Here is a 26,551-nt window from a genome sequence, read left to right as displayed (position 1 = left end):
GATGGTCCGCGGCCCCGACTAAAGGCAGGGATGCCGTCCGGAGGGGCGGAGCACCCCCGTCCCGTCGGGTAGCGCGTCCTACCGAAGCCGGCCGCTCTGCAAAACCAGCAGAAACAAAAGCCAAGTCGCTAGATCCCCGCCTACGCGGGGATGACGAGCAAAGCGCGTGCCTTCGTCAACCGCCGGCGACGCATTTGGGTTCCGACTGCACGTGATCGCCGTCGTCGCAGACGAGCATCGCGCCGCCCTGCGCCTTGGCTGCGTACATGGCCGCGTCGGCCTCGTGGTACAGCTGCATGGCGTCGATACCGGGGCGGTATTGCGCGCAGCCGATGCTCACGCTGATGGTGATGCCATCGGCGCGCGGCGCGGCGAGTTCCCGCAGCCACTGGCGTACGCGCTCGTTCGCGGCCTTCTGCGTATCGTGGATGCAGAGCAGGAATTCGTCGCCGCCCCAGCGACCGATCCAGTCGTCGTCGTGCAACCAGCGCAGCCCGCTCTGCACCAGATCGATCAGCATGCGGTCGCCCGCGGCGTGGCCGTATTCGTCGTTGACCGGCTTGAGGTTGTCCACGTCCACCACATAGAGAATGAGCGGGCGGCCCTGCTCGGCCCGTTCGACGCACTCGTGCAGGCTGCGGTCGCTGCCGCGCCGGCTCAGCGCGTGCGTCAGCGGGTCCTCCAACGCATGGCGTTCGAGTTCGCGGATGCCGTCGTCGATTTCGCGCAGGCCGCAGTTGATGCCACGCATCAACAAACCGACCTCGTCGCGGCCGTCTTCCGGCAGTTCCGGCAAACGGTGCTCGTGCTGATACGCCTGCACGACATCGGCCATCATGCGCAGCGGCGTGAGCAGGTGATACAGCAGGAACAACGCGGCGAGCACGCCGAGCAACGTCACCATCACCGTCAGCGAAATGCCGGTGATGAGCTCGTTCTGAGTCGGGCCGTTGTGCATCAGCAGCCAGCCCAGGAATACGCCGAGCGGCAACATCGTGCAGCCCACTACCACCGCCATGAGCTTCGCCCGGAACGAGTGCGGAAACACCCGCGACAGAACGCGATACACACCCAGGCCCGCCATGGAACGACTGCCTTGCTCGACGCGCCTCGTCAGCGCTATAGCCCGAGCATATCGGCAGGCATCACAAAGCTGAGTGATGCCAAGTCCCCCGATTGGGTGACGCGCCGCCGTTTTCGTTCAGGCTTTATAACCGGTATGAATAGCGACGATGCCGGCGCTCAGGTTCCTGTACGTGCAGCGCGCGAAGCCGGCCGCTTCCATCATCGCCTTCAGTTCGTCCTGCGGCGGGTGTTTGCGGATCGATTCGGCGAGATAGCGGTAGCTGTCCGCATCCCGGGCGAACAACTGGCCCAGCTTCGGCAGGATGTTGAACGAGTGGAAGTCGTAGATCGGCTTGAACCACTCCGCCTTCACCTCCGAGAACTCCAGCACTCGCGCCTGCCCGCCGACCTTGAGCACGCGATACATCTCGCGCAGCGCCGCGTCCTTGTCGGTGACGTTGCGCAGGCCGAAGGCGATCGTGACCAGGTCGAAGCTGGCGTCGGGGAACGGCAGCTTCTCCGCATTGCATTCGACGAACTCGATGCCCGAAACCACGCCGCGGTCAGTCAAACGGTCGCGGCCGACCTTGAGCATCTCGCCGTTGATGTCGCCCAGCACGATGCTGCCGGTCGCGCCGACGCGCTCGCGCAGCAGCAGGGCGATGTCGCCCGTGCCGCCGGCCAGATCGAGCACGCGGTCGCCGCGCTTCACCTGGCAGGTGCCGACGAAGTAGCGCTTCCACACCCGATGGATGCCCAGCGACATCAGGTCGTTCATCAGGTCGTAGTTGCCTGCGACCGAGGAGAAGACTTCGCCGACCAGCTTCTGCTTTTCGGCGACGGGCACGTCGCGGAAGCCGAAGTGGGTGGTGCCGTTGGGGGTGTCGTGTTCGCTCATGCAGGGATTATCGCATTCGGCCGCAGTCCAGGAGTAAGTTGCGAGGAGCCAGCTGTCCCATCGACGCGCACGGGCGCGTTGTAAAGGCCGTAGCGGAGAGCGCCGGGGCCATGACGGACTACACGCCGCGCCAGTGGCTGCCGCACGAGCGGCCTTTGTTTCCGGGGTCGCCAGCGACTCCGGATCATTCTGTACGCATGCGGGTCCTGTACGGGGCGATCGGCGCACTGGTCGCGGTGACCGGCAGCCTGGGTAGCGCGCTCGTCTCAGCCAACCAGTCCCAGTTGCAAGGGTCTTTGGGCGTCACCGCCGCGGAGATCGCCTGGCTGCCCGCGGTCTACGTGATGACCAACATGTCGGCCAATCTGATCCTGATCCGGTTCCGCCAGCAGTTCGGTCTGCGCCTGTTCACCGAAATCGGCCTGGTGCTGTTCGTGGTGCTGGCCTTCGCCCACCTGTTCGTGCACGAACTGTCGTCGGCGATCGCGGTCCGCGCCGCCAATGGGTTCGTCGGCGCGGCCCTCACTACGCTCAGTGTGTTCTATCTGCTCCAGGCCTTTCCCGCGTCGGCGCGCCTGCGCGGACTGGCCATCGCGATCGGCCTAAGCCAGATCGGCACGCCAGTGGCGCGGGTGATCTCCACCGAGCTGCTGGAGTTCGGCCAGTGGCGCGGCCTGTATCTGCTGGAGCTGGGCCTGTCGCTGCTGTCGCTGTCGGCGGTGCTGCTGGTGAAGCTGCCGCCGAGCGATCGCATGAAGGTGTTCTGCCGGGTCGACCTGATCACCATCGCGCTGCTGTCCACCGGTTTCAGTCTGCTGTGCGCGGTGCTGTCCTTCGGGCGTATCGCATGGTGGCTGGACACGCCGTGGCTCGGCTGGGCCCTGGCAGGCGCCATCGTGCTCATCGTGACCGGCCTGGCGATAGAGCACTTCCGCGCCCAACCCCTCATCCACACCCGCTGGCTGAGCAAGGGGCTGATGGCGCGGCTGGGCTTGGCGATCATTTTGATCCGCATGGCGCTGTCCGAGCAGAGCGTGGGTGCGGTCGGTTTCCTGCAGGCGATGGGGTTGACCAACGACCAGATGCACACCTTGTTCGCGGTAGTGCTCGCGGGCTGCCTGCTGGGGATCGCGGTCTCCGCATTGACCGTCCAACCCAGAGTGTCGCGAACTCCGGCGCTGGTCGCGCTGGCCTGCGTGGTCGTGGGTGCGCTGATGGATGCGCGCTCGGACAGCCTGACCCGGCCCGAACAGATGATGGCCAGCCAGTTCCTGATCGGGTTCGGCAGCACGATGTTCATCGGCCAGGCCCTGATCAACGGCATCGGTGCGGTGATTCCGCAGCCGCAGTATCTGGTCAGCTTCTTCGTCTTGTTCAACATGACGCAGAACCTCGGCAACCTGTGCGGTTCGGCTTTCCTCGGCACGTTCCAGACCGTGCGCGAGAAGTACCACTCCAGCCAACTCGTCGAGCATCTGACCCTGCTCGATCCGCAAGTGGCCTCACGCATCCAGGCCGGCACGGCCGGCTACGGCGCGACGGTCGCCGACCCGGCGCTGCGCGGCGCACTGGGCGCGCGCGCGCTCGGTGCGGCGGCGACACGGGAAGCCAACGTGCTGGCCTACAACGACACCTACCTCGCTATCGCCGCCATCGCGCTGCTGACGATGGCGTGGCTGATCTACATCGGCATCCGCCTGCGCATGAAAGCCGGGCAGGCGCCGCTTCCCTCCCCGTCGACGCCGGCATCGGTCCCATGAACACGACTACCGTACCCACGCCACCCGCCGCTCCCGCTGCGCCGGCGCCCGCGCCGCCGAGCACCGCACCGGCGTCACCGCCACGCCCGCTGTGGCAGCTGCTGGCATTCGCCGCGGTCGGCCTGGCCGGAGTGCTGATCGTGCTCTACGCCTGGCGTCTGCCGCCTTTCCGCAGCGCCATCCAGAGCACCGAGAACGCCTACGTGCGTGGCCAGGTCACGCTGATCAGTCCGCAGGTGAGCGGCTACGTCGTGCGGGTGCCGGCGCGCGATTTCCAACAGGTGCGCAAGGGCCAGCTACTCGTGCAGATCGACGATCGCACCTATCGCCAGCAACTCGATCAGGCCAATGCGCAATTGCAGGCCGCGCGCGCCAGCCTGTCGAACTGGACGCAGCAGCTGCGCAGTGCGCAAGCCAGCGTGGCGCAAGTGCGCGCGAGCATCGCCAGCAACGATGCCTTGCACGTGCGGACTGCGGCCACCCTGCACCGCACCGACCAACTCGCGCGCGACAAGCTGTTGTCGGCGCAGGATCTGGATACCGCATACGCCGCCAACGCGCAGGCGGTAGCCGGCCTCAATCAATCGAAGGCGGCGCTCGATGCCGCGCAGCAGAACGTACGTACGGTGGCGGTGAACCAGAACGCATTGCAGGCCGCGGTCGCCGGCGCAGAAGCCGCGGTCGAGCTGGCCCGGATCAACCTCGAACACACCCGCATCCTCGCCCCGCGCGACGGTCAGCTCGGCCAGGTACAGGTACGCGATGGCGCCTACGTCACCAATGGCACGCAACTGATGGCCCTGGTGCCGCAATCGCTGTGGGTGATCGCCAACTTCAAGGAAACCCAGATGCCGCGGGTGCGCGTCGGCCAACCGGCGAAATTCAGTGTCGATGCACTCGGCGACATCCGCCTGCGCGGTCGCGTGCAGGACATCTCGCCGGCGGCCGGTTCCGAATTCGCCGTGCTGCCCGCCGACAACGCCACCGGCAATTTCGTGAAGATCGCCCAGCGCATTCCGGTGCGGATCGCGATCGATCCGGGGCAGGAAGCGGCGGCACGGCTGCGGCCGGGGATGTCGGTCGTGGTCGATGTGGATACGCGGGAAACGGGGAGCGGAAAGTAAGCGGCGCGAGCAAGTTGCCGGCAACGGATACAGGGCATCATGGCGTCCCACCCGGAGACGCCCGATGATCGAAACGCCCGACTACCGCGCCCTGCTCGCCACCGCCGTCGCCGAGGCCCGCCAGGGGCTGGCCGAAGGCGGCATCCCGATCGGCGCGGCGCTGTACCGCAACGACGGCGTGCTGCTCGGCTGCGGCCACAACCGCCGCGTGCAGGAGGGCGATCCCTCGGTGCACGGCGAGACCGATGCCTTCCGCAAGGCCGGACGCCAGCGCCGCTATCACGACACGATCATGGTCACCACGCTGGCGCCGTGCTGGTACTGCAGCGGCCTGGTGCGGCAGTTCAACATCGGCACCGTGGTGGTCGGCGAATCGGTGAACTTCCGCGGCGGCATCGACTGGCTGCGCGAGAGCGGCGTGCAAGTAATCGATCTCGATGACGCCGAATGCGTCCACATGCTCGGCGACTGGATCGCCGCGAATCCGGACGTCTGGAACGAGGACATCGGCGAAGACTGATGCGCGCCATGCCACTGCATGCGGAAGCCGCCGAGTTCCACGGCACGCCCTGCATCCGCCTGCGCAGCGGCGATGCCACCGCGTTGGTCGCTTTGCACGGCGGCCACGTGCTCTCCTGGGTACCTGCCGATGGCCGCGAGCGCTTGTTCCTGAGCGCGCGTGCGCAATACGGGACGAGCCAGGCCATTCGCGGTGGCGTGCCGGTGATCTTCCCGCAGTTCGCCGCGCGCGGCGCGTTGCCGAAGCATGGGTTCGCACGCACGCTGCCGTGGCGGTTTCTCGACCTGGGCGAACACGCGACTTTCGAACTGCGGTCCAGCGCCGCGACGGCCGTGTGGCCGCACGCCTTCGTCGTGCGCCTGCAGATCGGGCTGGACGCGACCGCGCTGACGCTGACGCTCACGCTCGCGATCGAGAACGAGGGCGCTGAGGCGTTCGCTTTCACCGCGGCGCTGCACACGTACCTGGCCGTCGACGATATCGCCGCCGCGAGCGTGCTTGGCCTGGACGGTTGCCGCTACGAAGACAACGCCGATGGCGGTGCCGTTGCGCAACAACGTGGCGAGGTCCGCTTCAATGGCGAAGTCGACCGCATCTACGCCGCGTCGGCGCAAGCCATTACCCAATCCCGCCGGCTGGAATTGCGCGATGGTGCGCATGCCTTGTCCATTGCCCAGGAAGGCTTCACCGACACGGTGGTGTGGAATCCCGGCGCAACGCTGGCCGCCGGCATCGGCGACCTGGCGCCCGACGATTACCGTCGATTCGTCTGCGTCGAGGCCGGGCAGGTGCTGCAACCGGTGGTGCTGGCACCGGGCGAACGTTGGATCGGCAGGCAGCGCCTGGGCTGACCCGGGTCCGGCGCATCGCGCCCGCGCAGTCGGGTCGAATTAAATCGCGCCGAATTAACAAGCCAGGGAAACAATGCACAGGCCCGGCCGAGGGAGGCCGGCGGCTTTCGTCCCGGTCCGTTCGGCACGCTCCAATCCATCCCGCGGCGGACCGCCTCAGCGGAGATGCTTCGATGAAACCGTCCTTCGTTCTCAGCCTGTGCCTGCTGCCTGGTTGTCTGCTGGCCGCGGAACCTAAATCGTCGTCAAAGGCGCCCCCGACTTCCACGCATGCGATGGTGCATGCCGCATCGATCCAGTGGGGCGATGCGCCACCGATGCTGCCGCGCGGTGCGCAGGCCTCCGTGCTGTCGGGCGACCCGGGCAAGCCGGGCACGTTCGTGATGCGGCTCAAGGCCCCGGCCGGTTATCGCGTGCCGCGTCACTGGCATCCCACCGACGAGTACGTGACGGTGCTCGAAGGCGAGATGAGCCTGTCGATGGGCGATGGCGCGGATGCGCACACCGCCGCCTTCACGGCGGGCGACTACGTGCTGCTGCCAACGCCGATGCGGCATGAAGCAAGCACTCGCGACGGTGTGGTCCTGCAGATCTATGGCAATGGGCCGTTCGAGATCAATTACGTGAATCCGGCGGATGATCCGCGCAAGCAGGCGAAAGCTGAAGGCAAGTGAGCCTGTCATTTTGACGCTGGTTTCGCTTTGCGAGGAGCAAAGCGAACTGCTTCACCGGCGGGGCAGGCGGCGCCGGTAGGCACCGCCTGCCCTCCCACTCATCTCGGGCGCGTTGGCAAAAAAGCGAAAGCAACTCGCTGCGCTCGCTCCCCCTCATCTGCCCTTCGGGCATCTTCTCCCCGCGCGCGGGGAGAAGAAGAGCATTGATGCCGAAGCGGCGATCACAACGCTCGCGGTAAGCGCTGCCCGATGGGATGGGGGTGCGGAGAGCGGACCAGGATGGTCCGCGGCCCCGACTAAAGGCAGGGATGCCGTCCGGAGGGGCGGAGCACCCCCGTCCCATCGGGTAGCGCGTCCTACCGAAGCCGGCCGCTCTTAAACCAGCAGAAACAAAAGCCAAAGTCGTTGGATCCCCGCCTTCGCGGAGATGACGAGCAAGAGCAAGAGCGAAACAAAGTCGCTGGACGAGCAAGAGCGAAACTAAGTCGCTGCATCCCCGCCTTCGCGGAGATGACGGCCATTCAATCCTTAGCGGCGGCCGCACTCGCCAATGCCGTCACCAGATCGCGCACCAGCTTGCGCTGCGCGGGCGGCAGATGCAGGAAGGCGTCGACCATCGCGCGGTCCTGCGACGACATGGCGGCGGCCCAGGCCGTCTTCGCCTCGGCGACGCGGCGGCCGCCGTACTGCAACACGTGTGGATCCATGCCCACGATCGCGGCCAGCACCCGCATCTTGTCCTGCCGCGGGATCACCTTGCCATTCAGCCATTGTGAAGTCGCCTGCGTCGACACCGGCGTACCTTCATAGCGGGAATTGAAACGCCGCTCCAACACGGCGGCGCGGGGCTCGATACCCGCGTCCTTCAAGGCCGCACGTAACCGCACGGCAAATTCCGCTTTCTCGTCCTTCATGTGTCAGGACGTTATGTGCACGCCCCAAGCACGTCGGAAGTTTGACCTAGAATCGATTCAAAGTTTTACTTGGCATATTTGGTGGAAAGGAAGCCAGCCCATGCCCCTGTTAGAACAGCTGTCGAAGATCCTCGCCAACGGGCGGCAAAAGGCTGAGCGCGTCCTGCTGGCCGCGTCGGACGACCATCCGGGCACGCGCCTGCACACGCTCGAATGCGTATTGCCGATCGCCCAGGCCGCCACCGTCGGAGGCATCGCGCGCCCGCGCCTGAAGGCCCCGCCACCGGAACAGTGGAGCAATCGCCTGATCCGCGGCGACAACCTGCCGGCGATGGCGGCGCTGCTGGCCGGTGATGAGGATACGCCCAGCCTGCGCGGGCGGATCGACCTGATCTATGTCGATCCGCCGGCGGCGTCGCAGGCCGACTATCGCGTCCGGGTCGCCCTGCCCGTCGCGCCTGGGAAGCGGCAGACGGTGATTTCGCCGTTCGCCTATTCCGACATGTGGCCGGACGGCGTCGCGTCGTATCTGCAGGCGATCGTGCCGCGCCTGGTGCTGATGCGCGAACTGCTGACGGAGTCCGGTTCGATCCTGTGCCATGTCGGCGGCCCGGTGAGCCATTACCTGCGGATCGTGCTCGACGAGATCTTCGGCAAGGAGAACTTCGTCCAGGACGTTATCTGGTCTCACGGCCCCCAGACCGCCCCGGTGCACGCCTGCATCGCCCACTACGCCAATGCCCGCCACCGCAGGCACGGCGCGGACGCGCACCTGCACGATGTCAGGACCGAAAGCAGCAGCGGTCGCAAGGCCGACGCCGAAATCACCGGCTACGGCCAGCAGAAGCCCGAGCGCCTGCTGGAGCGGATCGTCGAATACGCCTGCCCGGACGGGGGGCTCGTCGCCGATTTCTACGCCGGTGCGGGCACCATCGCCGTGGCCGCCGAAAGACTGGGGCGCCGCTGGATCGCCGCCGACGCGGGCGCGCTGGCGTCCACGATCGCGCGCAAGCGTCTGATCGGCGCGAAGGCCAAGCCGTTCCTGTACCAGACCATCGACCCGCGTATCGGAACGTCGCACCCTCCGTCGATCCACGACTTCGCCACCGGCGATCTGGTGGAGAAGGTGCTGTCGACCTACGGCGCCGTGCCGCTGCCGTCGGCCGACGATCCGATGGGCAACCTGGGTGCAAGCGTGTGCGATGCCGAACGAACCCTGGTGCGGGTCGAACCGCCCGATCGCGTGACCGGACGAGCCTCGCTGGACAGGGCCATTGCACAATTTCAGGACGGCTGGAAACACGTCGTCGTGCTGGGCTGGAATTTCGAGCCCTCGCTGGGCGACACCTTGCTTGCACTGGGGCGCGACGATCTCGATGTACTCGCGGTCCAGCCGGGCGCGCTCGACAAGGCCGGCGAACACGACGGCAGCCGGCAGGGACGAAAAGGCCGCTTCCGCAGTCTGCGCTCTCTGCGCGTAGAACCCGTACGACGCGAGCGCGCATCGTATCGGGACAGCATCGGCGACAGCCGCGATACGGAAATCATCGACGTCGTCCTCGACCACTTTGCGGTGCTCTCTCCGGAGACGGTCGATCTCGTTGCGGGCGATCGCCCCAAGCTGGCAAGCGTGATGGCCGCCGATCCGCTTGCGCTGATCGAGTACTGGTCGGTGGATCCCGATTACGACGGCACGCTGTTCCGCTCCGTCTGGCAGGAATACCGCGGCGGTGCCGGCCGCGTCACCGGGATCGCGCGCTTCGATGCGCCCTACAAGAACGCGCAGCGACGCGTGTGCGTGCGCGCCGTGGACGTATTCGGCGTAGAGACCGAGGTCGTGCTGAGCGTCGCGGTGCCCGGCGTATCGCTGCAACTGCCGGGCGTACGCGAGGAAGGCATGCCGCTGGCGCGCGAATGGCTGACGCACGCATAGCGCGTGGGCATCTTCTTCCCGCCCTGCGGGAGAAGATGCAGCGCTACAGGATGTAACGGCTCAGGTCCGGATCCTTCACCAGCTCGTCCAGGTGCGCATCGACGTAGGCGCGATCGATGACCTGCTCCGAGCCGCCACGATCGGGCGCCTCGAAGCTCAACGCATCCAGCAGCCTCTCCAGCACGGTGTGCAGGCGGCGCGCGCCGATGTTTTCCTGGCGCTCGTTGACCTGCGCGGCGATCTCGGCAAGGCGATCGACGGCTTCGGGCGAGAACGACAGCGACACGCCTTCCGTGCGCAGCAGCTCGATGTACTGCGTGGTCAATGCCGCCTTCGGCTCGGTGAGGATGCGCACGAAGTCCTGCTTGCTCAGCGCGCCCAGCTCGACGCGGATGGGGAAGCGGCCCTGCAGTTCCGGAATCAGATCCGACGGCTTGGCCAGATGGAACGCGCCGGAGGCGATGAACAGGATGTGGTCGGTCTTCACCGAGCCGTACTTGGTGCTCACGATCGAACCTTCCACCAGCGGCAGCAGGTCGCGTTGCACACCCTCGCGGCTGACGTCGCCGCCGACCATGCCCGCTTCGCTGCGCTTGGCGACCTTGTCGATCTCGTCGATGAAGACGATGCCGTGCTGCTCGCACGCCTCGATGGCGGCTTCGCGCACTTCTTCTTCGTTGACCAGGCGGGCCGCTTCTTCATCGATCAGCAGATTGCGCGCGGCCTTGACCATGAGCTTGCGCTTGTGGGTCTTGCCGCCGGCGACCTGGGAAAACATCTGCCGCAGCTGCTGCCCCATTTCCTCCATGCCCGGCGGCGCCATGATGTCGACGCCGACGTTGACGGCGAAGTCGATCTCGATTTCGCGATCGTCCAGTTCGCCCGATCGCAGTTGCTTGCGCAGCTTGCTGCGGGTTTTGTCGTCGGTCTCGGATTCCTTGGGCGGCGCGTCGTTCTGCACGCCTTCGGGATCGCCCTGGAAGCCGAACAGCGTCACCGCGCGGCGCGGCAGCAACGCTTCGAGAACACGATCCTCCGCGCGCTCCTCGGCCTGGGTGCGCACGCGCTGCTTGGCCTGTTCGCGATACATCTTCACCGCGGTGTCGGCGAGGTCGCGCACGATCTGTTCGACGTCCTTGCCGACGTAACCCACTTCGGTGAAGCGCGTGGCTTCGACCTTCACGAACGGCGCGTTGGCCAGCGTGGCCAGGCGGCGCGCGATCTCGGTCTTGCCCACGCCGGTGGGGCCGATCATCAGGATGTTCTTGGGCATCACCTCGTCGCGCAGTTCCGGCGCCAGTTGCATGCGGCGCCAGCGGTTGCGCAGCGCGATGGCGACGGCGCGCTTGGCGGCCTGCTGACCGACGATGTGCTTGTCGAGTTCCTGCACGATTTCGCGGGGGGTCATCGTGGCTTGGTTGGAGTCGAGTTTTTGGGGCATGGCGGGGGGAAGGCGATGATGAGGGAGTGAGAACGAAGGATTGCTGGCGTGGGCGTCGTCGCTTACAGCTCTTCCACCACGATGTTCCGATTCGTATAGATGCAGATATCGCCGGCGATGTTGAGCGCCTCGGCCGCGATCGATTTCGCATCCATGGTGGTGTGTGCGGCGAGCGCACGCGCGGCCGACAAGGCGTACGGTCCGCCGGAGCCGATCGCGACGATGCCGTCTTCGGGTTCGATCACGTCGCCGGTGCCACCGACGATCAGCGAGGTTTCCTTGTCGGCGACGATCAGCAGGGCTTCGAGCTTGCCCAGGCGGCGCTCGGTGCGCCATTCCTTCGCCAGCTCTACCGCGGCACGTGTGAGCTGGCCGTATTTCTCGAGCTTGGCTTCGAACAGTTCGAACAGGGTGAACGCATCGGCGGCGGCGCCGGCGAAGCCGGCCAGCACCTGACCGTCGCGGCCGAGGCGGCGCACCTTGCGCGCGTTCGATTTCATCACCGTGTGGCCGAGCGTGACCTGGCCGTCGCCGGCGACGGCGACGTGGCCGTCGCGGCGCACGGACACGATAGTCGTAGCGTGGAAGACGTCGGGATTGCGGCTGGGGTCCATGGGGTTCTCCGTGGGGTTCCAGGGAGTTGGGGGCCGCGGTGAGGGGGTTCAAGGCGGACGGAAGTCATGGCGGGGGTGGGCTTCATCCTGCTTGCCGTTACGTCCCCTCACCCTGCGTTGCTACGCAACGCTGTCCCTCTCCCCGCAAGCGGGGCGAGGGAATTGCAGCTCTCTTCTCCCCGCAAGCGGGCGAGGGAATAGAGAAACCCCTTCTCCCCGCATCGCGGGGAGAAGGTGCCCCGAAGGGGCGGATGAGGGGCGGCTTTTGCTACTTCTTCCGCTTAGCCCGCGGATGCGCCGCGTCGTACACCTTGGCGAGGTGCTGGTAGTCCAGGTGCGTATAGATCTGCGTGGTGGCGATGTCGGCATGGCCGAGCAATTCCTGCACACCGCGCAGATCGCCGGAGGATTCCAGGATATGGCTGGCAAAGGAGTGCCGCAGCAGGTGCGGATGCACCCGCTTGAACAAACCCTGTTGCTGCGCGAGCTGGCGGACGCGCAATTGGATCGCACGCGGCGTGATCGGGCCGTTGCGGCCGGGAAATACCGGCGCGTCCTCGGCCGGCCGTGGAGCGACCGACGCACGCCATTCCTGCAAGGCGTTGCGCGCATGCGATCCCAGCGGAACGCTGCGCTGCTTGCGGCCCTTGCCGAGCACCGTCACCAGGCCTTCGCCCAGATCGAGATCGCGCCAGCGCAGCGCGCACAGTTCGCTCAAGCGCAGGCCCGAAGAGTAGAACAGCTCCAGCAATGCACGGTCGCGCAAGCCCAACGGCGCATCGGTGGGCACTTCGACCAGCGCCTTGGCCTCGTCGGGATCGAGCACCTGCGGCAGTTTGCGTGGCGCCTTGGGTGCGCGCACCGCCGCCGCGGGATTGGCGTCGATGCGGCCGTGCTTGAGCAGCCAGGCATAGAAGCTGCGGCAGGCCGACAGACGGCGCTGGATGCTCTTGGGCGATTGCTGACGCCGGTGTTCGTCGGCGGAGAAGGCGCGCAGCTGTTCGGCGTACAGGGTTGCGATGTCGCCGTGGCCTTTATCCGCGGCCCACTGCGACAACGCGGAGAGATCGCGCCGGTACGCGTCGAGCGTGTGCGCGGATACCTGCCGTTCGACGGCGAGGTAGGCGAGGAAATCGTCGATTGCGGAGGGCATCGGCCCGTCAAAGATGCGGTTAGACCGCAGGGGCATACCGCTGCAACGCCACGCCCAGCGCCTCGCACATCATGCGCAGGAACAGCGTGCCCATGCCGGGGAAGAAGCGATTGGGGTCGCGGCTGCCCACCGCGACCAGGCCCACGCCCGGAATCGGCAGCAGCGCGCTGGACTGCACCTCTTCGGCGCGTACGCCGTACAGCAGCGCATGCTTCTCCGGTTGCAGGCGTCCGCACAGCGGCTCGTTGCCGGCGATGAAATCGCGGAACGGATGCAGGCGCGCATCGTCGGCCGGAATGTGCTGCAGCCAATCGGCGTCCTCCAGACCGGCCATCGGTGCGAACGTCACGATCCGTACCAGGTCGCCGCTGAAATCCTCCGCCAGCGTCGCCGCCATCGCGCGCAGCGTGTCGGCGGCGTTGCCCTGCTTCATCAGCGCCAGGGTCAGCTGGTGCGTGCGCACGGCCAGGCGTTCGTTCTCCTGCGCGTTGCCGAACAGGTCCTGCAGACGGCGCGCGAATTCGCGGTTCTTGTCGCGCAGCACTTCCAGCTGATAGCTCGCCAGCGAGGCGGCCGGGCCTTCGTCGCGCGGCACGACCAGGCTCACCGCCAGATCGGGGAACTGCTTGAGGAATTGCGGATGCCGGCGCAACCATGCGGCGACTTCGTGCGCGCCGAGCTTTTCCTGCACATCGCTCATGCCAACCCCGCTCCTATCAAGAATGTCCCTTCGAATACGAATGCGGCCGGGCCCGCCATGGTGACCGGCGCATCATCGCGCGGCCAGGCGATCTGCAGCTCGCCGCCCGGCAGGGCGATCGTCACGTCGCGATCGATCTGGCCCCACCTCATCAGCACCACGGCGGCCGCGCAGGCGCCACTGCCGCAGGCCAGGGTCTCGCCGGCGCCGCGCTCGTAGACGCGCAGACGCACGCGGTCGCGCGCCGCCACCTGGGCGAAACCGACGTTCACGCTGTCGGGAAACGCCGGCAGCGATTGCAGCAGCGGACCGACCGCGTCCACGGGCGCGGCGTCCACGTCGTCCACTTCGAGCACCGCATGCGGGTTGCCCATCGACACGGCGCCGAAGGTGAACAGAGCGTCGTTGTATTCGAGTACGTATTCGTCGCGCGCCGCGTCGAATCCATGCAGCGGCACGTCGGCGGGCGCGAAGCGCGGCACGCCCATGGCGATACGGAAGCAGCCATCGGGCAGCCGCTCGACATGATGCGTATCGACGGGGCTGTCAACGTCGAAGTGGTCGCCTCGTGCGGTGCCGTCGCGCAGCAGCCAGGCGGCGACGCAACGCGCGCCGTTGCCGCACTGCCGCGCGAGCGAACCGTCGGAGTTCCAGATGCGGTAGCTCGCCACCGCCTGCTCGCTGCGCGGCGCCTCGATGGTGAGGATCTGGTCGCAGCCGACGCCCTTGTGGCGGTCGCCCAGCGCGCGGCACAAGTCGGCATCGAGCGCACCGCCGTCCTTGCGCAGGTCGATCACTACGAAGTCGTTGCCCGCCCCGTGCATTTTGCTGAAGCGCAGCACGCGTCGATCACGCGGCGTGGTCGCGGCGGGCGATGAGGCGGTTTCAGCCATGGCCGCCGGGAGCGGGAGGCGGAACGGGCTCTTCGGCGGGCGGCGTCTGGCTGTCCGTCGTGGGCTCGGCCGGCGGCGCGGGCTCGGTAGGAGCCGCTTCGACCGGAGTCGCTTCAGCCGGCGCGCTCTCGGGCGCAGGCACGGCGTTTTCCGCGGGCGGCGTCGGCAACACCAGCGGGCCCTTGTTGCCGCAGCCGGACAGCAGGGCCATGGCGAATGCGATGGTGACGAGGCGGGTTGCGTTCATGGCGTCAGTGTAGCGCGGCGATGGCGCGATGCGGGCCGCGGCAAGCGCGGCCCGACTTCCTCGGTCACGGCGTCTTCGCCAGCCCGAGCTCGCCCAGCATGAAGGCGTACATCTCCGCGCGTTCGCGATGGCGGCGGAAGCGGCCCGACTTGCCGCCGTGGCCCGCATCCATGTTGGTCCGGAAGATCACCGTACGGCCCGAGGTGTTCAGGTCGCGCAGCTTGGCCACGTACTTGGCCGGCTCGTAATACTGCACCTGCGAATCCCACAGACCGGTACCGACGAACATCGCCGGGTAGGCCTGCGCGCTGAGGTTGTCGTAGGGCGAGTACGACAGCATGTAGTCGTAGGAATCCTTCTTTTCCGGATTGCCCCACTCGTCGTATTCGTTGGTGGTGAGCGGAATGGTCGGATCGAGCATCGTGGTGACCACGTCGACGAAGGGCACCTCGGTCAGGATCACCCGATAGCGATCGGGCGCCATGTTGCTGATCGCGCCCATCAGCAGGCCGCCGGCGCTACCGCCGTGCGCGGCCACGCGATCCTTCGCCGCGTAGCCTTCCTTGACCAGGAAATCGGTGACGTCGATGAAGTCGGTGAAGGTGTTCTTCTTCTTGAACAGCTTGCCGTCGTCGTACCAGGCGCGACCCATTTCCTCGCCGCCGCGAATGTGCGCGATGGCGTAGACCATGCCGCGATCCAGCAGGCTGATCACCGCATTGTTGAAGCCCGGATCCATCGACGCGCCGTAGCTGCCGTAGCCGTACTGCAACAGCGCCGCGGTGCCGTCCTTCTTGAAGCCCTTCTTGTAGACCACCGACACCGGAATCTTCGTGCCGTCGCGCGCCGTCGCCCACAGGCGCTCGGTGGCGTACTGGCTCGGGTCGTAGCCGGGCACCGGATCGCGCTTGAGCAGGCGGCGCTCGCCGGTAAGCGTATTGAGTTCATACGTCGTGTTCGGCGTGGTCATCGAGGTGTAGCTATAGCGCAGCCACTCGGACTCGGGCTCGGGATTCGTCGACAGGCCCATCGAATACGCCGGTTCGTCCGCCTTGACGTGCTCGGACTTGCCGTCGTTGGCGAGCACGCGCACGCGCTCCAGGCCTTCGGAGCGTTCCGCGATCGCGGTGAAGCCGTCGAACAGCTCGAAGCCGTCGATGTAGACGTCGTCGCGCGCCGGGATCCAGTCCTTCCACTCCTTGCGCGAGGTCGATGCGGTGGGCGCGGTGACGATCTTGAAGTTCTTCGCCGGCTTGCCGTCGGCACCCGGTGCGTTGGTGCGGATCACCCAGCGGCCACCGTGGTGGTCGGCGTCGTATTCGACGTCGCGCTCGCGCGGGGCGAGCACGACGAACTCCTTGGGATCGGCTGCCGAGGCGCAACGCAGTTCGTCGGACACCGTGCTGCTCACCCCGATGCAGATGAACTTGTCGTCGCGGGTGCGCGACACGCCCATGTAGAAGCTGTCGTCATGCTCTTCGTAGATCAGCACGTCCGCCGAGGCCGGCGTGCCCAGCACGTGCTTCTTCACCCGCACGGTGAGCAGGGTTTCCGGATCGTTCTCGACGTAGAAGAGGGTCTTGTTGTCGTCGGCCCAGACCAGGTTCGGCGAGACGCCCTTCACCGCATCGGCGTAGATCTCGCCGGTGTCGAGATTCTTGAAGCGGATCGTGTACTGGCGGCGGCCCACATCGTCCTCGGCCCAGGCGAGGATGCGGTTGTCCTGGGTGACTTCGTAGTCGCCGACACTGAAGTATTCCTTGCCCGCGGCCATGGCATTGACGTCGAGCAGCACCTGCTCGGTGGCGAAGTCGGCGCCGGTGTTGGCCTGCTGGATCGAGGTCGCGTCCACGCCCGCGCCGTCCTTGCGGCGCGCGTGCACCGGGTAGTCCTTGTCCTTCTCGAAGCGGGAGTAGTACCACCAGCCGCGATCGCGGAACGGCACCGAGGCATCGTCCTGCTTGATGCGCGCGACGATCTCTTCGTAGAGCTTTTCCTGCAGCGGCCGCAGCGGCTTCATCACCGTGTCGGCGTAGGCGTTCTCGGCGGTGAGATACGCCAGCATCTGCGGATTCTTGCGCGTGTCGTCGCGCAGCCAGTAGTAGTCGTCGTTGCGGGTGGCGCCGTGCGGCGCCTTCACCGCGTGCGGCTTCTTGGCCGCGTCGGGCGGCGTCGGCAGATCGGCGGCGAATGCGGGCTGGGTAGTCATCAGTAGCGTGCTCGTGAACAGCGTGGCCAGCAGGAAGGTGGACTTCATGGATGGGGTCCGGTTGGGCGATGCGCAATGGCGGCGGAGGGCCGCAACGGCAGACGGGCGCCGTAGCGCCCGTCCGAGGATACCTCTTCGGGCTGTTAGGCCCGAGTAGGCAGGGTTACTTCAGCTTTTCCCACAGGAACGTGTAGGCCAGCGCGCTCATGTGCGCCGCTTGCGCGTTGTTGGCCGAGCCGCCGTGGCCGCCTTCGATGTTTTCGTAGTAAGTCACGTCCTTGCCGGCTTCGAGCATCTTCGCCGCCATCTTGCGGGCGTGGCCGGGATGCACGCGATCGTCGCGGGTCGAGGTCATGAAAATGACCGGGGGGTACGCACGCTTGGCATCGAACAGGTGGTACGGCGAAAAGGTCTTGATGAACTCCCAGTCCGCCGTATCGGGATCGCCGTATTCGGCCATCCACGACGCACCTGCGAGCAGGTGGCTGTAGCGCTTCATGTCGAGCAGCGGCACCTGCACGACGACCGCACCGAACAGCTGCGGATACTGCGTGAGCATATTGCCGGTGAGCAGGCCGCCGTTGCTGCCGCCCTGCACGCCCAGGTGCTTGGCGGAGGTGATCTTGTTCGCGATCAGATCCTGCGCGACCGCGGCGAAGTCCTCGTAGGCCTTGTGGCGATTGGCCTTGAGCGCCGCCTGATGCCAGCGCGGGCCGTACTCGCCGCCGCCGCGGATGTTGGCGACGACGTACACGCCGCCCTTCTCCAGCCAACCCTTGCCGACGCTGCCCGAGTAACCCGGAGTCAGAGAAATCTCGAAGCCGCCGTAGCCGTACAACAGCGTCGGCGCGGAGCCGTCGGCCTTGAGCTGCTTCGGCTTGACCAGGAAGTACGGAACCTTGGTGCCGTCCTTGCTGGTGGCGAAGTGCTGTTCGACGACGTTCTTGCTGGCGTCGAAGAAGACCGGGTTGGTCTTCAGCACTTCCGGCGTCTGACCCACTTCGGCGATGGCTAGCGTGGTCGGGGTGAGGTAGTCGGTGGTGGTCATCCACACCGCATCGCCTTCATCCGCGTCGACCGCGCCTACGGTGACGGTGCCCAGCGCGGGCGCGCCGACGAAGGCTTCGCGCTTCCACTCGCCCGCGGCGGGCGTCAGCACGCTGATGCGGTTCTTGACGTCTTCCAGCACGTTGATGACCAGATGGTGCTTGGTCCACGCGTAGCTGGACAGCGAGGTGCGCTCGGTCGGCGCGAACAGCGTGGTGAACTCGCGCTTGCCGGCCATGAAGTCGTCGAACTTAGCCGCGATCAGGCTGCCGGACGGATAAGTCTTGCCGCCGGCCTCGTAGGGATCGCGCAGTTCGAGCAGCAGCCACTGCTCGTGCACCGACTTGTTGGCGGAGTTGGGCGCATCGACCTTTACCAGCTTGCCGCCTTCCCGCACGTACAGCTCATCGTTGTAGAACGCCAGCGTGCGGCTGACGAAGTCGCGCTCGAAGCCGCGCGTATCGTCGTGGAAGGCGGCGATGTACATGTCGTCGGCCTGGCCTTCGTACACGGTGGCCGCGCTATCCAACGGCGTGCCGCGCTTCCATTCCTTGACGATGCGCGGATAGCCCGAAGGCGTCATCGAACCCTTACCGAAGTCGGTATAGACATACACGCGGTCGCGATCGATCCAGCCCAGTCCGCCCTTGGCTTCCGGACGATAGAAGCCATCCTTCACCCAGGTCTTGCTGGTCAGGTCGAATTCGCGGGTCACGTCCGCGTCGGAGCCGCCGCGCGACAGCGCGATCAGGCAGCGCTCGTAGGCGGCACCAGGCTGCTGGGGCTTCAGGCACTGTGCGCCGTGCCAGACCCATTGCGCGTTCTCGGCGGTGTTCAACGCGTCGAGGTCGAGCACGGTTTCCCACTGCGGCTCGGGCTTGCGGTATTCCTCCAGCGTGGTGCGGCGCCACAGGCCGCGCTGGTGCTGCGCGTCCTTCCAGAAGTTGTAGTAGTAGGCGCCGATTTTCTCGACGCCGGGAATCTTCGCGTTCGAATCGAGGATCGCGCGGATGTCGCCCTCGAGCTGCTTGAACTGCGGGTCGGCGGCGAGTGCGCCTTCGGACTTCGCGTTCTGCGCCCGCACCCATTCAAGGGAGTGGCTGCCTTCGACCTCTTCCAGCCAGGCGAACGGATCGGCAGGGTCTTTCATCTTCGGGGCGTCCTCGGCGTGGGCGGCGCCCAGGGTCGCGGCCACGGAGGCCGTCAGCAGCGCGGAGAATGCCGCGTTTTTTACGGCCTTGCGGGCCTTGCGCAGTGGAAGCATGGGCATGCGGCGGATGGTGGAAAGGCCCGCACGCTAGCACAGCCCCCGAGCGCCCACGCCGTGCCCGAGGTCATGCTGCGCCGCGATACGCCTGAGTCCGCACAGGCCGTGAAATCAGCGAAATGGGCAGTGAAGACGGCCGCGAACGCCGCCGCGCCTGCGGTCCGATCCGGCGGCGGCGCATGGACACCTGCTCGCCCTCGCTCCGTCGGGGCAGCGGGAAGCCCCGCAGCGCCCACAAGGCCATCGCCGGCATCACCAGCAACCACAGCGGCAACCAACCCACGGTGTCACTGAAACCACGCGCGCCGGGCAGCAGCAGGACCAGGGCGGTGCCGATCGCCAGTGCGTAGCGCAGCACGGCGTCGATGCGGGAATCGATGTCGAGGGGACGATGCGGGCGAGACTCGGTCATGGCGCTGGCTCGAAGAGGTGTGGGCCTACGCTGCCGCGGACTCATCTCAGAGGCTGCGACGTGCCTGGGAAGGCCGCACGCCACGGCCCCTGGCGTTGTTCCATGCGGGTCTCGACACCGTTGCGACGATCCCCCCGCTGAAGCCGCGGTCCGGCCCGATCATGGCGCCCCCTCCCCCGACCCGCTTTACGAGAACCCCGCCTTATGAAGACCGGAATGCGTGCTGCCCTCTATTCACAGACCGGACCCGCCACCGAGGTCCTGCGGATCGTCGACAGGCCGCGGCCCGAACCCGCGGCCGGGGAAGTGCGGGTGCGCGTGGCCTGGTCGGGCGTCAATCCGTCGGATGTGAAGAGCCGCGCCGGCACGCGTACGCGCACGTTGCCGTTCGCCGAAATCGTGCCGCATAGCGATGGCGCGGGCGTCATCGACGCCGTCGGCGAAGGCGTCGCCCACGAACGCATCGGCCAGCGCGTCTGGCTCTGGAACGCCGCCTGGGGTCGCGCCGATGGAACCGCCGCCGAGTGGATCGTGTTGCCCGCGGCGCAGGCGGTCTCGCTGCCTGACGGCGTGCCGCTCAAGGTCGGCGCCTGCCTGGGCATTCCGGCATTGACCGCCTGCCACGCCATCCAGGTCGACGGCGGCGTCGCCGGTCGCACCATCCTGGTCGCCGGCGGCGCAGGCGCGGTCGGCCATTACGCGGTGCAGATGGCGCGGCTCGCCGGTGCGCGCCGGGTGATCGCCACGGTCAGTTCGGCGGAGAAAGCGGCGCACGCACGCGCCGCGGGCGCGGATGTGGTGATCGACTACCGCCGCGAGGATGTCGTCGCGCGCGTGCTCGAAGAGACCGAAGGCCGCGGCGTGGACACCATCGTCGAAGTCGACTTCGCGGCGAATGCGGCGGCGGACTTCGCCATGCTCGCGCCCGAGGGCCGCATCGTGGTCTACGGCAGCGGCGCGTCCGACATCAGCGTGCCATTCGTGCCGGCGATCGTGAAGAACGCGCGGCTGTCCTTTTTCATCGTCTACAACCTGTCGCCGGCGGACCGCGAGCATGCCGTCCGCCGGTTGCACGCCTGGCTGGCGACGGGCGCCTTGCAGCACACCATCGCACTGCGCCTGCCGCTGGAGGAGATCGCGCAGGCGCATGAAGTCGTGGAGACCGGTCGCGTGATCGGCAACGTCGTGCTGCGGATTTCCGACGCAGCTGGCGACTGACGCGGTGCCTGCCGCGTCAGCGCGCAGACGCGATCAGCGCTCGTAATTGCTCAGCGCCAGCGCCAGCAGCGACCGCGCCTGCTCGCGCAGCGAGGCGGGCTCGACCACTTCGGCGTCGCTGCCGTAATGCATCACGTCCATCAGCAGCTCGCGGCCGGCGCTGTAGGGCAGCTTGAGTTCGTAGCGGCCGTCGGGCAGATAGCGGCCCTGCTGCTGCGAATGCCAGTGCTCGTCGGCGACCCAGCGCGCAGCCTTGGCGCTGAACAGGATCGTCGCCCAACCCTTCGGCGTGCCCGAGAAGATGCCGTAGCTCGAGGCGAGATGCCGGTCGAGTTCCTCGTCGGGCACGTCGCGCGTGGCGTCTTCCTGCAGCTTGGCCGCGCTGATGCGGTCGACCGAGAAGCTGCGCAGCGCGTCGCGGTCGTGGTCCCAGGCATCCAGGTACCAGTTGTCGCGGTAATGGGTCAGGCGCTGCGGCGACACCGTGCGCCGGGTGCGCTCGTCGGTGGAGCGGGCGCGATATTCGAAGTTCAGCCGCTTGCGGTCCAGCACTGCGGTGGCGACGACGCGGAAGGAGGTTTCGTCGAGCTTGCGGGTGCGGTGCGGCACGACGCGCACGCGTTCCACCGGCAGGCGGCGGCCGCCGGCGTGTTCGTCCAGCAGCTTCTCGATGCGCTGCTGCAGCGGCGCCAGGGCGTTGGACAGGACGCCGCCGCCGCTGCGGACCAGCAGTTGTTGCGCGGCGAGCAAGGCGTGCAGTTCTTCGGAGCTCAGCCACAGCCCCGGCAGTTCGAAACGCTGCGCCTCGTTGTGGTCGTAGCGGAAGCCCGCTTCGCCGTTGCCGATCACCGGCGCCATCAGGTAATCGCGCAGGTAGGCGAGGTCGCGGTAGACCGTAGCGCGCGAGCACTCCAGGTCCTCCTGCAGGCGCTGCACCGTCACCGGGTAGCGTGCGGCGCTGAGGATGCGATGCAGGGCGTGGATGCGTTCGATGCGTTCCATGATCGGCGGGCTGCGTGGATACGTGGGGCGATGGCGTAGACCATCGGGGCACGCAGTATGGCAAACGAATGGAGTAGAACGGTCGGAAGTCTGCTCGTCTGATCGTAAAGCTTCGGCTTCGGATGGAAGCGCTGCCCGGTTTGTAGCAAAAAGCATCGGCTTCGGAAGGACGCGCTACCCGACGGGACGGGGGTGCTCCGCCCCTCCGGACGGCATCCCTGCCTTTAGTCGGGGCCGCGGACCATCCTGGTCCGCTCTCCGCACCCCCATCGCATCGGGCAGCGCTTACCGCGAGCGCTGTGATCGCCACTTCGGCGTCAATGCTCTTCTTCTCCCCGCCTGCGGGGAGAAGATGCCCGAAGGGCAGATGAGGGGGAGCGAGCGCAGCGAGTTGCCTTTGCTCTTATCAAAGCGCCCGAGATGTGTGGGAGGGCAGGCGGTGCCGGTGGGCAGGCGCGACTGTCAGCGGCATGGATGCCGCTGACCAAGCCTCCATGGACGGATTCACGGCGTGTCGCGACTGCCCACCGGCGCCGCCTGCCCCCCCGTACAGCCACACGCCACCGCACCGCTGCGCAAAGCAAAAGCAACGTCAAAGTGGATCCCGGCTTACGCCGGGATGACGAGCAAGAGCTGATTACAATGGCACCATGCGCGCGCCCGCCGAACCCGTGATCGACTACTCGCCCTCGCCGGGAGACGAAGTCAAAACCACCACCTGCTACATGTGCGCCTGCCGCTGTGGCATCAAGGTGTGGCTGCAGGACGGCAAGGTCCGCTACATCCAGGGCAACCCCGAGCACCCGGTCAACAAGGGCGTGCTGTGCGCCAAGGGCTCCGCGGGGATCATGCAGCACTACTCCCCGGCGCGGCTGGACAAGCCGATGCTTCGCGTGGGCGAACGCGGCCGCGGCGAATTCCGCGAAATCGAGTGGGATGAGGCGCTGGAAATCGCGACCTCGTGGCTGGCGCCGATCCGCGAACGCAACCCCGACGAACTGGCCTTCTTCACCGGCCGCGACCAGTCCCAGGCCCTGACCGGCTGGTGGGCGCAGCAATTCGGCACGATCAACTACGCCGCGCACGGCGGCTTCTGCTCCGTCAACATGGCCGCGGGCGGGCTGTACACGCTGGGCGGCTCGTTCTGGGAATTCGGCGAGCCCGACTGGGAGCACGCGAAGTACCTGATGATGTGGGGCGTGGCCGAAGACCACGACTCCAATCCGATCAAGCTCGGCCTGGGCAAGCTCAAGGGCCACGGCGCCAAGATCGTCGCCGTGAATCCGGTGCGCACCGGCTACGGCGCCATCGCCGACGAATGGATCGGTATCCGGCCCGGCACCGATGGACTGCTCGCCTTCGCCCTGATCCACGAGCTGCTGAAGGCCGATCGCATCGATCTGGACTATCTGGTGCGCTACACCAACGCGCATTGGCTGGTCGTCCAGAATCCGCACGGGGCCGACGACGGCCTGTTCGCGCGCGATGCCGAAGGCCGCCCGCTGTGCTTCGACAAGCGCAGCGGTGCGCCCGCCGACGCGAATTCCATCGAGGTGTCGCCCGCCGTGGTCGGCGAAGTCGCATTACCCGACGGCCGACGCGCGGTGCCGGTATTCCATCTCGTCGTCGAACGTTATCTCGATCCGCAGTACTCACCGGATGCGGTGAGCGGACGCTGCGGCGTGCCCGCCGACACCATCCGCCGCATCGCCCGCGAGCTGGCGGAAGCCGCGTTCGACAACGCGATCCGCCTGCCGGTGAAATGGACCGACGCCTACGGCCGCGAGCACGAGGAGATGATCGGCCGCCCGGTCGCCATGCACGCGATGCGCGGCATTAGCGCGCACAGCAACGGCTTCCACACCTGCCGCGCCCTGCATCTGCTGCAACTGCTGCTGGGCGCGGTGGATACGCCCGGTTCGTTCCGCTATCAGCCGCCCTTCCCGAAGCCGATCGCACCGCCGAACCGTCCGGGCAAGGCGCGCCAACCCAATGGCGTGCTCGATGCAGCGCCGCTGGGTTTCGTGCATACGCCGGAAGACCTCGTCGTCGATGCGGACGGCAACCCGCGCCGCATCGACCATGCGTACTCGTGGGCGTATCCGCTGTCCGCGCACGGCATGATGCACAGCGTGATCCGCAACGCCTGGGCGGGCGATCCGTACAAGATCGATACGCTGATGATGTTCATGGCGAACATGAGCTGGAATTCGTCGATGAACACGCGCGAGACCATCGCGATGCTCACCGACAAGGACGCCGGCGGCGATTACAAGATTCCGCGCATCATTTATGCCGACGCGTATGCGAGCGAAATGGTCGCGTACGCCGATCTGGTGCTGCCGGACACGACCTACCTCGAACGCTTCGATGCGATCTCGCTGCTGGACCGGCCGATCTCCGACGCCGATGCGGCGATCGATGCGATCCGGCATCCGGTGCTCGACTCGGCGACGCAACGGGAGGGCCGTGACGTGCGCGGATTCCAGAGCGTGCTGATCGACCTGGGCGCGCGCCTGGGCCTGCCGGGCCTGTGCAACGAGGACGGCTCGCCGAAGTACCGCGACTACGCCGACTACATCCAGCGCCACGAACGCGCGCCGGGCGTGGGCCTGCTCGCGGGCTGGCGCGGTCCCGACGGGTCGCTCGAAGCCAAGGGCGAACCCAATCCGGAGCAGTTGCAGCGCTATATCGAGAACGGCGGCTTCTGGCGCAGCGAAATTCCCGAGGACGCGCGCTATTTCAAGATGGCCAATCGCAGCTATCTGCAGTGGGCGCAACGCATGGGCTTCCTCGCGGGAACGGCGCCGATCACGCTGCAGCTGTATTCGGAGACGCTGCAGAAGTTCCGCCTGGCCGCGCTCGGCTTCGGCGCGCAGCAGCCGCCGGCGCAGCATCGCGAACGCGTGGCGACGTACTTCGATCCGTTGCCGATCTGGTACGAGCCCTTCGAGGGCGAGCAGATCGCCGACGTCGACCGCAAATTCCCGCTCAGTGCCATCACCCAGCGTCCGATGTTCATGTACCACGCCTGGGGCTCGCAGAATGCGTGGCTGCGGCAGATCGCCACGCGCAACTACCTCTACCTGCATCCGGACACCGGCGCGAAGTACGGATTGCAGGACGAAGACTGGATCACCGTAACGTCGCATCACGGCACGATCACCGTGCAGGCCAAGTTCGCCGGCAACGTGCAGCCCGAGACGGTTTGGACGTGGAACGCGATCGGCAAGCGCAAGGGCGCTTGGCGCCTGGGCAAGGATGCGCCGGAGGGCGAGAAGGGCTTCCTGCTCAACCACCTGATCAGCGACATCACCCCGCGCGGCGATTACTTCAATGCCGATCCGGTCACCGGGCAGGCGGCGTGGTTCGACCTGCGCGTACGTATCGCCAAGGCCGACGCACCCGCGCAGCAGAGTGCGCCGCAGTTCGCGCCGTTGAACCTGGGCGAAGCCGACAACCGTCCGTTGCGCTACGGCGCCGGTTTCCGCGCGAAGCGCGAGGGGAAAGCATGACTACTCGCAAATTCGCCGGCTACCTGTGCGTGGCGCTGGGCTTCGCCTTGATCGCGCTGTTGGGTTACGGCGTGATCGATCCGATCGGCGGGCTGCCGGGCGGGTCGGCATCGATGCGCGATGTACTGATCGGACTGATGCCCACCGTGCTGCTGGCTCTGGGCATATTCGTGATCGGCCTGTGGCTGGTCAAAGGCGGCTCGAACAAGGGAAGCTCGAAGAAGTGACTGCACTGCCGCCGCCTTCGAAGAAGAAACTGGGCCTGGTGATCGACCTCGACACCTGCGTGGGCTGCCATGCCTGCGCGGTCGGCTGCAAGGAGTGGAACGCCGGCGGCTTCGCCGCGCCGCTCACCGACGAGCAGCCGTACGGCAAGGATCCCAGCGGCGTGTGGTTCAACCGCGTGCACAGCTACGAACTCGCCGCGACCGACTTCGCCACGCCGGCGCACGATCCCGGCGCGCATCAGGCGTTGAACTTCGCGCAGAGCACCTCAGCCACCGCCTGCAGCTCGAATGTCCCGCTGGCGCAGCAGCTGTCCGCACAACCGGCAATGACCCTGCACTTCCCGCGCTCGTGCCTGCATTGCGAAACGCCGGCCTGCGTCACCGTGTGCCCGACCGGCGCCAGCTACAAGCGCGCCGAGGACGGCATCGTCCTGGTCGACGAGGACAAGTGCATCGGCTGCAAGCTGTGCTCGTGGGCCTGCCCGTACGGCGCGCGCGAGTATTCGCACGTCGAAGGCGTGATGAAGAAATGCACGCTGTGCATCGACCGCATCTACAACGAGAACCTGCCCGAAGCCGAGCGCGAACCGGCCTGTGTGCAGGTTTGTCCGACCCGCGCGCGCCACTTCGGCGATCTGGGCGATCCCGAGTCGAAAGTGTCGAAGCTGGTCGCCGAGCGTGGCGGCGTGCCGTTGATGCCCGAGCTCGGCTACGCGCCAGTCAACCGCTACCTGCCGCCGCGGCCGCGCCGCGCGGGCAACGGCGAAGCGACGACCACCCCTGCAGTGACCTCCGAAGCGCTGGACACGGCCGCGCTGCCGCCGGTGTTGCGCTGGCTCGATCGCGTGCTGAGTCGCTGAGAGGACC

The 26,551-nt window shown here is 66.9% G+C and carries 23 protein-coding genes; 10 read left to right on the top strand and 13 right to left on the bottom strand.

Features of this window, described 5'->3' with window-relative positions:
* Nucleotides 1-175 precede the first annotated feature (175 nt).
* Together ACYVJ8_RS14770 and ubiE are read right to left on the bottom strand one after the other, a co-directional pair.
* Nucleotides 176-1,084, bottom strand: a complete 909-nt coding sequence (locus ACYVJ8_RS14770; RefSeq protein WP_460713703.1) for a GGDEF domain-containing protein — start codon at nt 1,082-1,084, stop codon at nt 176-178.
* Between the two features lie 117 nt (nt 1,085-1,201).
* Nucleotides 1,202-1,963, bottom strand: coding sequence for a bifunctional demethylmenaquinone methyltransferase/2-methoxy-6-polyprenyl-1,4-benzoquinol methylase UbiE (gene ubiE, locus ACYVJ8_RS14765; RefSeq protein ID WP_460713701.1), 762 nt, complete (start codon nt 1,961-1,963; stop codon nt 1,202-1,204).
* A 110-nt stretch (nt 1,964-2,073) separates the two neighbouring features.
* Here ubiE and ACYVJ8_RS14760 point away from each other — a divergent pair, with 110 nt between their 5' ends.
* The 5 genes from ACYVJ8_RS14760 (at nt 2,074) to ACYVJ8_RS14740 (ending at nt 6,892) form a co-directional block, all read left to right on the top strand.
* Entirely contained in the window at nt 2,074-3,723 is a 1,650-nt protein-coding gene (locus tag ACYVJ8_RS14760) for an MFS transporter (RefSeq protein WP_460713699.1), read from the top strand.
* Nucleotides 3,720-4,847, top strand: coding sequence for an HlyD family secretion protein (locus ACYVJ8_RS14755; RefSeq protein ID WP_460713696.1), 1,128 nt, complete (start codon nt 3,720-3,722; stop codon nt 4,845-4,847). The genes ACYVJ8_RS14760 and ACYVJ8_RS14755 overlap by 4 nt, the downstream gene beginning before the upstream one ends.
* A gap of 64 nt (nt 4,848-4,911) precedes the next feature.
* Nucleotides 4,912-5,367, top strand: a complete 456-nt coding sequence (locus ACYVJ8_RS14750) for a nucleoside deaminase (protein ID WP_460713694.1) — start codon at nt 4,912-4,914, stop codon at nt 5,365-5,367.
* Nucleotides 5,367-6,218: a D-hexose-6-phosphate mutarotase gene (locus ACYVJ8_RS14745; RefSeq protein WP_460713692.1), complete on the top strand. Its 852-nt coding sequence runs from the start codon at nt 5,367-5,369 to the stop codon at nt 6,216-6,218. The genes ACYVJ8_RS14750 and ACYVJ8_RS14745 overlap by 1 nt, the downstream gene beginning before the upstream one ends.
* A gap of 173 nt (nt 6,219-6,391) precedes the next feature.
* Nucleotides 6,392-6,892: a cupin domain-containing protein gene (locus tag ACYVJ8_RS14740; protein WP_460713690.1), complete on the top strand. Its 501-nt coding sequence runs from the start codon at nt 6,392-6,394 to the stop codon at nt 6,890-6,892.
* Nucleotides 6,893-7,413: 521 nt separating this feature from the next.
* On the opposite strand, the gene ACYVJ8_RS14735 is transcribed toward ACYVJ8_RS14740, so the two are convergent.
* Nucleotides 7,414-7,806 carry a hypothetical protein gene (locus ACYVJ8_RS14735; RefSeq protein ID WP_460713688.1) on the bottom strand — a complete coding sequence of 131 codons (393 nt, stop codon included), beginning with the start codon at nt 7,804-7,806 and terminating at the stop codon, nt 7,414-7,416.
* Between the two features lie 100 nt (nt 7,807-7,906).
* On the opposite strand from ACYVJ8_RS14735, the gene ACYVJ8_RS14730 reads away from it, so the two are divergent.
* The gene (locus tag ACYVJ8_RS14730; RefSeq protein ID WP_460713687.1) at nt 7,907-9,739 is read left to right on the top strand and encodes a DNA methyltransferase; all 1,833 of its coding nucleotides are present in this window, start codon (nt 7,907-7,909) and stop codon (nt 9,737-9,739) included.
* Nucleotides 9,740-9,782: 43 nt separating this feature from the next.
* Here the strand turns inward: ACYVJ8_RS14730 and hslU are convergent, their stop codons facing one another.
* The 9 genes from hslU to ACYVJ8_RS14685 all read right to left on the bottom strand — a co-directional run bounded on the left by hslU (nt 9,783) and on the right by ACYVJ8_RS14685 (nt 19,722).
* Entirely contained in the window at nt 9,783-11,147 is a 1,365-nt protein-coding gene (gene hslU, locus ACYVJ8_RS14725; RefSeq protein WP_460713685.1) for an ATP-dependent protease ATPase subunit HslU, read from the bottom strand.
* Between the two features lie 95 nt (nt 11,148-11,242).
* Complete coding sequence (gene hslV / locus ACYVJ8_RS14720) at nt 11,243-11,794, bottom strand: ATP-dependent protease subunit HslV (RefSeq protein WP_460713683.1); 552 nt, start codon at nt 11,792-11,794, stop codon at nt 11,243-11,245.
* Between the two features lie 268 nt (nt 11,795-12,062).
* Nucleotides 12,063-12,947 carry a tyrosine recombinase XerC gene (xerC, locus tag ACYVJ8_RS14715; RefSeq protein WP_460713681.1) on the bottom strand — a complete coding sequence of 295 codons (885 nt, stop codon included), beginning with the start codon at nt 12,945-12,947 and terminating at the stop codon, nt 12,063-12,065.
* 19 nt (nt 12,948-12,966) lie between these two features.
* The gene (locus ACYVJ8_RS14710) at nt 12,967-13,647 is read right to left on the bottom strand and encodes a DUF484 family protein (protein WP_460713679.1); all 681 of its coding nucleotides are present in this window, start codon (nt 13,645-13,647) and stop codon (nt 12,967-12,969) included.
* Complete coding sequence (gene dapF / locus ACYVJ8_RS14705) at nt 13,644-14,540, bottom strand: diaminopimelate epimerase (RefSeq protein ID WP_460713677.1); 897 nt, start codon at nt 14,538-14,540, stop codon at nt 13,644-13,646. Before dapF ends, ACYVJ8_RS14710 begins: the two co-directional genes overlap by 4 nt.
* Nucleotides 14,533-14,787 carry an LPS translocon maturation chaperone LptM gene (gene lptM / locus ACYVJ8_RS14700; protein ID WP_460713675.1) on the bottom strand — a complete coding sequence of 85 codons (255 nt, stop codon included), beginning with the start codon at nt 14,785-14,787 and terminating at the stop codon, nt 14,533-14,535. The genes dapF and lptM overlap by 8 nt, the downstream gene beginning before the upstream one ends.
* A gap of 64 nt (nt 14,788-14,851) precedes the next feature.
* Nucleotides 14,852-17,044, bottom strand: a complete 2,193-nt coding sequence (locus tag ACYVJ8_RS14695; protein WP_460713673.1) for a S9 family peptidase — start codon at nt 17,042-17,044, stop codon at nt 14,852-14,854.
* 115 nt (nt 17,045-17,159) lie between these two features.
* Nucleotides 17,160-19,307 (bottom strand): prolyl oligopeptidase family serine peptidase, encoded by a 2,148-nt coding sequence (locus tag ACYVJ8_RS14690; RefSeq protein ID WP_460713770.1) that lies wholly within the window; start codon nt 19,305-19,307, stop codon nt 17,160-17,162.
* A gap of 70 nt (nt 19,308-19,377) precedes the next feature.
* Complete coding sequence (locus ACYVJ8_RS14685) at nt 19,378-19,722, bottom strand: hypothetical protein (protein WP_460713671.1); 345 nt, start codon at nt 19,720-19,722, stop codon at nt 19,378-19,380.
* A gap of 216 nt (nt 19,723-19,938) precedes the next feature.
* Here ACYVJ8_RS14685 and ACYVJ8_RS14680 point away from each other — a divergent pair, with 216 nt between their 5' ends.
* Nucleotides 19,939-20,940 carry an NADPH:quinone reductase gene (locus tag ACYVJ8_RS14680; RefSeq protein WP_460713669.1) on the top strand — a complete coding sequence of 334 codons (1,002 nt, stop codon included), beginning with the start codon at nt 19,939-19,941 and terminating at the stop codon, nt 20,938-20,940.
* A gap of 33 nt (nt 20,941-20,973) precedes the next feature.
* Here ACYVJ8_RS14680 and ACYVJ8_RS14675 read toward each other — a convergent pair whose 3' ends face one another.
* On the bottom strand, nt 20,974-21,942 hold the full coding sequence (locus ACYVJ8_RS14675) for a helix-turn-helix transcriptional regulator (RefSeq protein WP_460713667.1): 969 nt from the start codon (nt 21,940-21,942) through the stop codon (nt 20,974-20,976).
* A gap of 650 nt (nt 21,943-22,592) precedes the next feature.
* Between ACYVJ8_RS14675 and ACYVJ8_RS14670 the strand changes: the two genes are divergently transcribed.
* From ACYVJ8_RS14670 to ACYVJ8_RS14660, 3 genes are read left to right on the top strand one after another with little or no spacing between them, the layout of a single operon-like run.
* Nucleotides 22,593-25,457 carry a molybdopterin oxidoreductase family protein gene (locus ACYVJ8_RS14670; protein WP_460713665.1) on the top strand — a complete coding sequence of 955 codons (2,865 nt, stop codon included), beginning with the start codon at nt 22,593-22,595 and terminating at the stop codon, nt 25,455-25,457.
* Nucleotides 25,454-25,684 carry a hypothetical protein gene (locus tag ACYVJ8_RS14665; protein ID WP_460713663.1) on the top strand — a complete coding sequence of 77 codons (231 nt, stop codon included), beginning with the start codon at nt 25,454-25,456 and terminating at the stop codon, nt 25,682-25,684. The genes ACYVJ8_RS14670 and ACYVJ8_RS14665 overlap by 4 nt, the downstream gene beginning before the upstream one ends.
* On the top strand, nt 25,681-26,544 hold the full coding sequence (locus ACYVJ8_RS14660; RefSeq protein WP_460713661.1) for a 4Fe-4S dicluster domain-containing protein: 864 nt from the start codon (nt 25,681-25,683) through the stop codon (nt 26,542-26,544). The genes ACYVJ8_RS14665 and ACYVJ8_RS14660 overlap by 4 nt, the downstream gene beginning before the upstream one ends.
* Nucleotides 26,545-26,551 lie beyond the last annotated feature (7 nt).

This window comes from Lysobacter terrae, assembly GCF_054782215.1.
The sequence above is the reverse complement of the archived record's forward strand: the minus strand, read 5'-3'. Positions and strand labels throughout refer to the sequence as shown.

Coding starts and splice junctions, on each gene's coding strand:
- ACYVJ8_RS14755 (WP_460713696.1), top strand. CDS start 3,720: ATGAACACGACTACCGTACCCACGCCACCCGCCGCTCCCGCTGCGCCG.
- ACYVJ8_RS14695 (WP_460713673.1), bottom strand. CDS start 17,044: ATGAAGTCCACCTTCCTGCTGGCCACGCTGTTCACGAGCACGCTACTG.
- ACYVJ8_RS14770 (WP_460713703.1), bottom strand. CDS start 1,084: ATGGCGGGCCTGGGTGTGTATCGCGTTCTGTCGCGGGTGTTTCCGCAC.
- ACYVJ8_RS14680 (WP_460713669.1), top strand. CDS start 19,939: ATGCGTGCTGCCCTCTATTCACAGACCGGACCCGCCACCGAGGTCCTG.
- ACYVJ8_RS14740 (WP_460713690.1), top strand. CDS start 6,392: ATGAAACCGTCCTTCGTTCTCAGCCTGTGCCTGCTGCCTGGTTGTCTG.
- ACYVJ8_RS14675 (WP_460713667.1), bottom strand. CDS start 21,942: ATGGAACGCATCGAACGCATCCACGCCCTGCATCGCATCCTCAGCGCC.
- ACYVJ8_RS14735 (WP_460713688.1), bottom strand. CDS start 7,806: ATGAAGGACGAGAAAGCGGAATTTGCCGTGCGGTTACGTGCGGCCTTG.
- ubiE (WP_460713701.1), bottom strand. CDS start 1,963: ATGAGCGAACACGACACCCCCAACGGCACCACCCACTTCGGCTTCCGC.
- ACYVJ8_RS14665 (WP_460713663.1), top strand. CDS start 25,454: ATGACTACTCGCAAATTCGCCGGCTACCTGTGCGTGGCGCTGGGCTTC.
- ACYVJ8_RS14760 (WP_460713699.1), top strand. CDS start 2,074: ATGACGGACTACACGCCGCGCCAGTGGCTGCCGCACGAGCGGCCTTTG.
- ACYVJ8_RS14670 (WP_460713665.1), top strand. CDS start 22,593: ATGCGCGCGCCCGCCGAACCCGTGATCGACTACTCGCCCTCGCCGGGA.
- ACYVJ8_RS14745 (WP_460713692.1), top strand. CDS start 5,367: ATGCGCGCCATGCCACTGCATGCGGAAGCCGCCGAGTTCCACGGCACG.
- lptM (WP_460713675.1), bottom strand. CDS start 14,787: ATGAACGCAACCCGCCTCGTCACCATCGCATTCGCCATGGCCCTGCTG.
- ACYVJ8_RS14750 (WP_460713694.1), top strand. CDS start 4,912: ATGATCGAAACGCCCGACTACCGCGCCCTGCTCGCCACCGCCGTCGCC.
- xerC (WP_460713681.1), bottom strand. CDS start 12,947: ATGCCCTCCGCAATCGACGATTTCCTCGCCTACCTCGCCGTCGAACGG.
- ACYVJ8_RS14730 (WP_460713687.1), top strand. CDS start 7,907: ATGCCCCTGTTAGAACAGCTGTCGAAGATCCTCGCCAACGGGCGGCAA.
- ACYVJ8_RS14710 (WP_460713679.1), bottom strand. CDS start 13,647: ATGAGCGATGTGCAGGAAAAGCTCGGCGCGCACGAAGTCGCCGCATGG.
- ACYVJ8_RS14690 (WP_460713770.1), bottom strand. CDS start 19,307: ATGCTTCCACTGCGCAAGGCCCGCAAGGCCGTAAAAAACGCGGCATTC.
- dapF (WP_460713677.1), bottom strand. CDS start 14,540: ATGGCTGAAACCGCCTCATCGCCCGCCGCGACCACGCCGCGTGATCGA.
- hslU (WP_460713685.1), bottom strand. CDS start 11,147: ATGACCCCCCGCGAAATCGTGCAGGAACTCGACAAGCACATCGTCGGT.
- hslV (WP_460713683.1), bottom strand. CDS start 11,794: ATGGACCCCAGCCGCAATCCCGACGTCTTCCACGCTACGACTATCGTG.
- ACYVJ8_RS14685 (WP_460713671.1), bottom strand. CDS start 19,722: ATGACCGAGTCTCGCCCGCATCGTCCCCTCGACATCGATTCCCGCATC.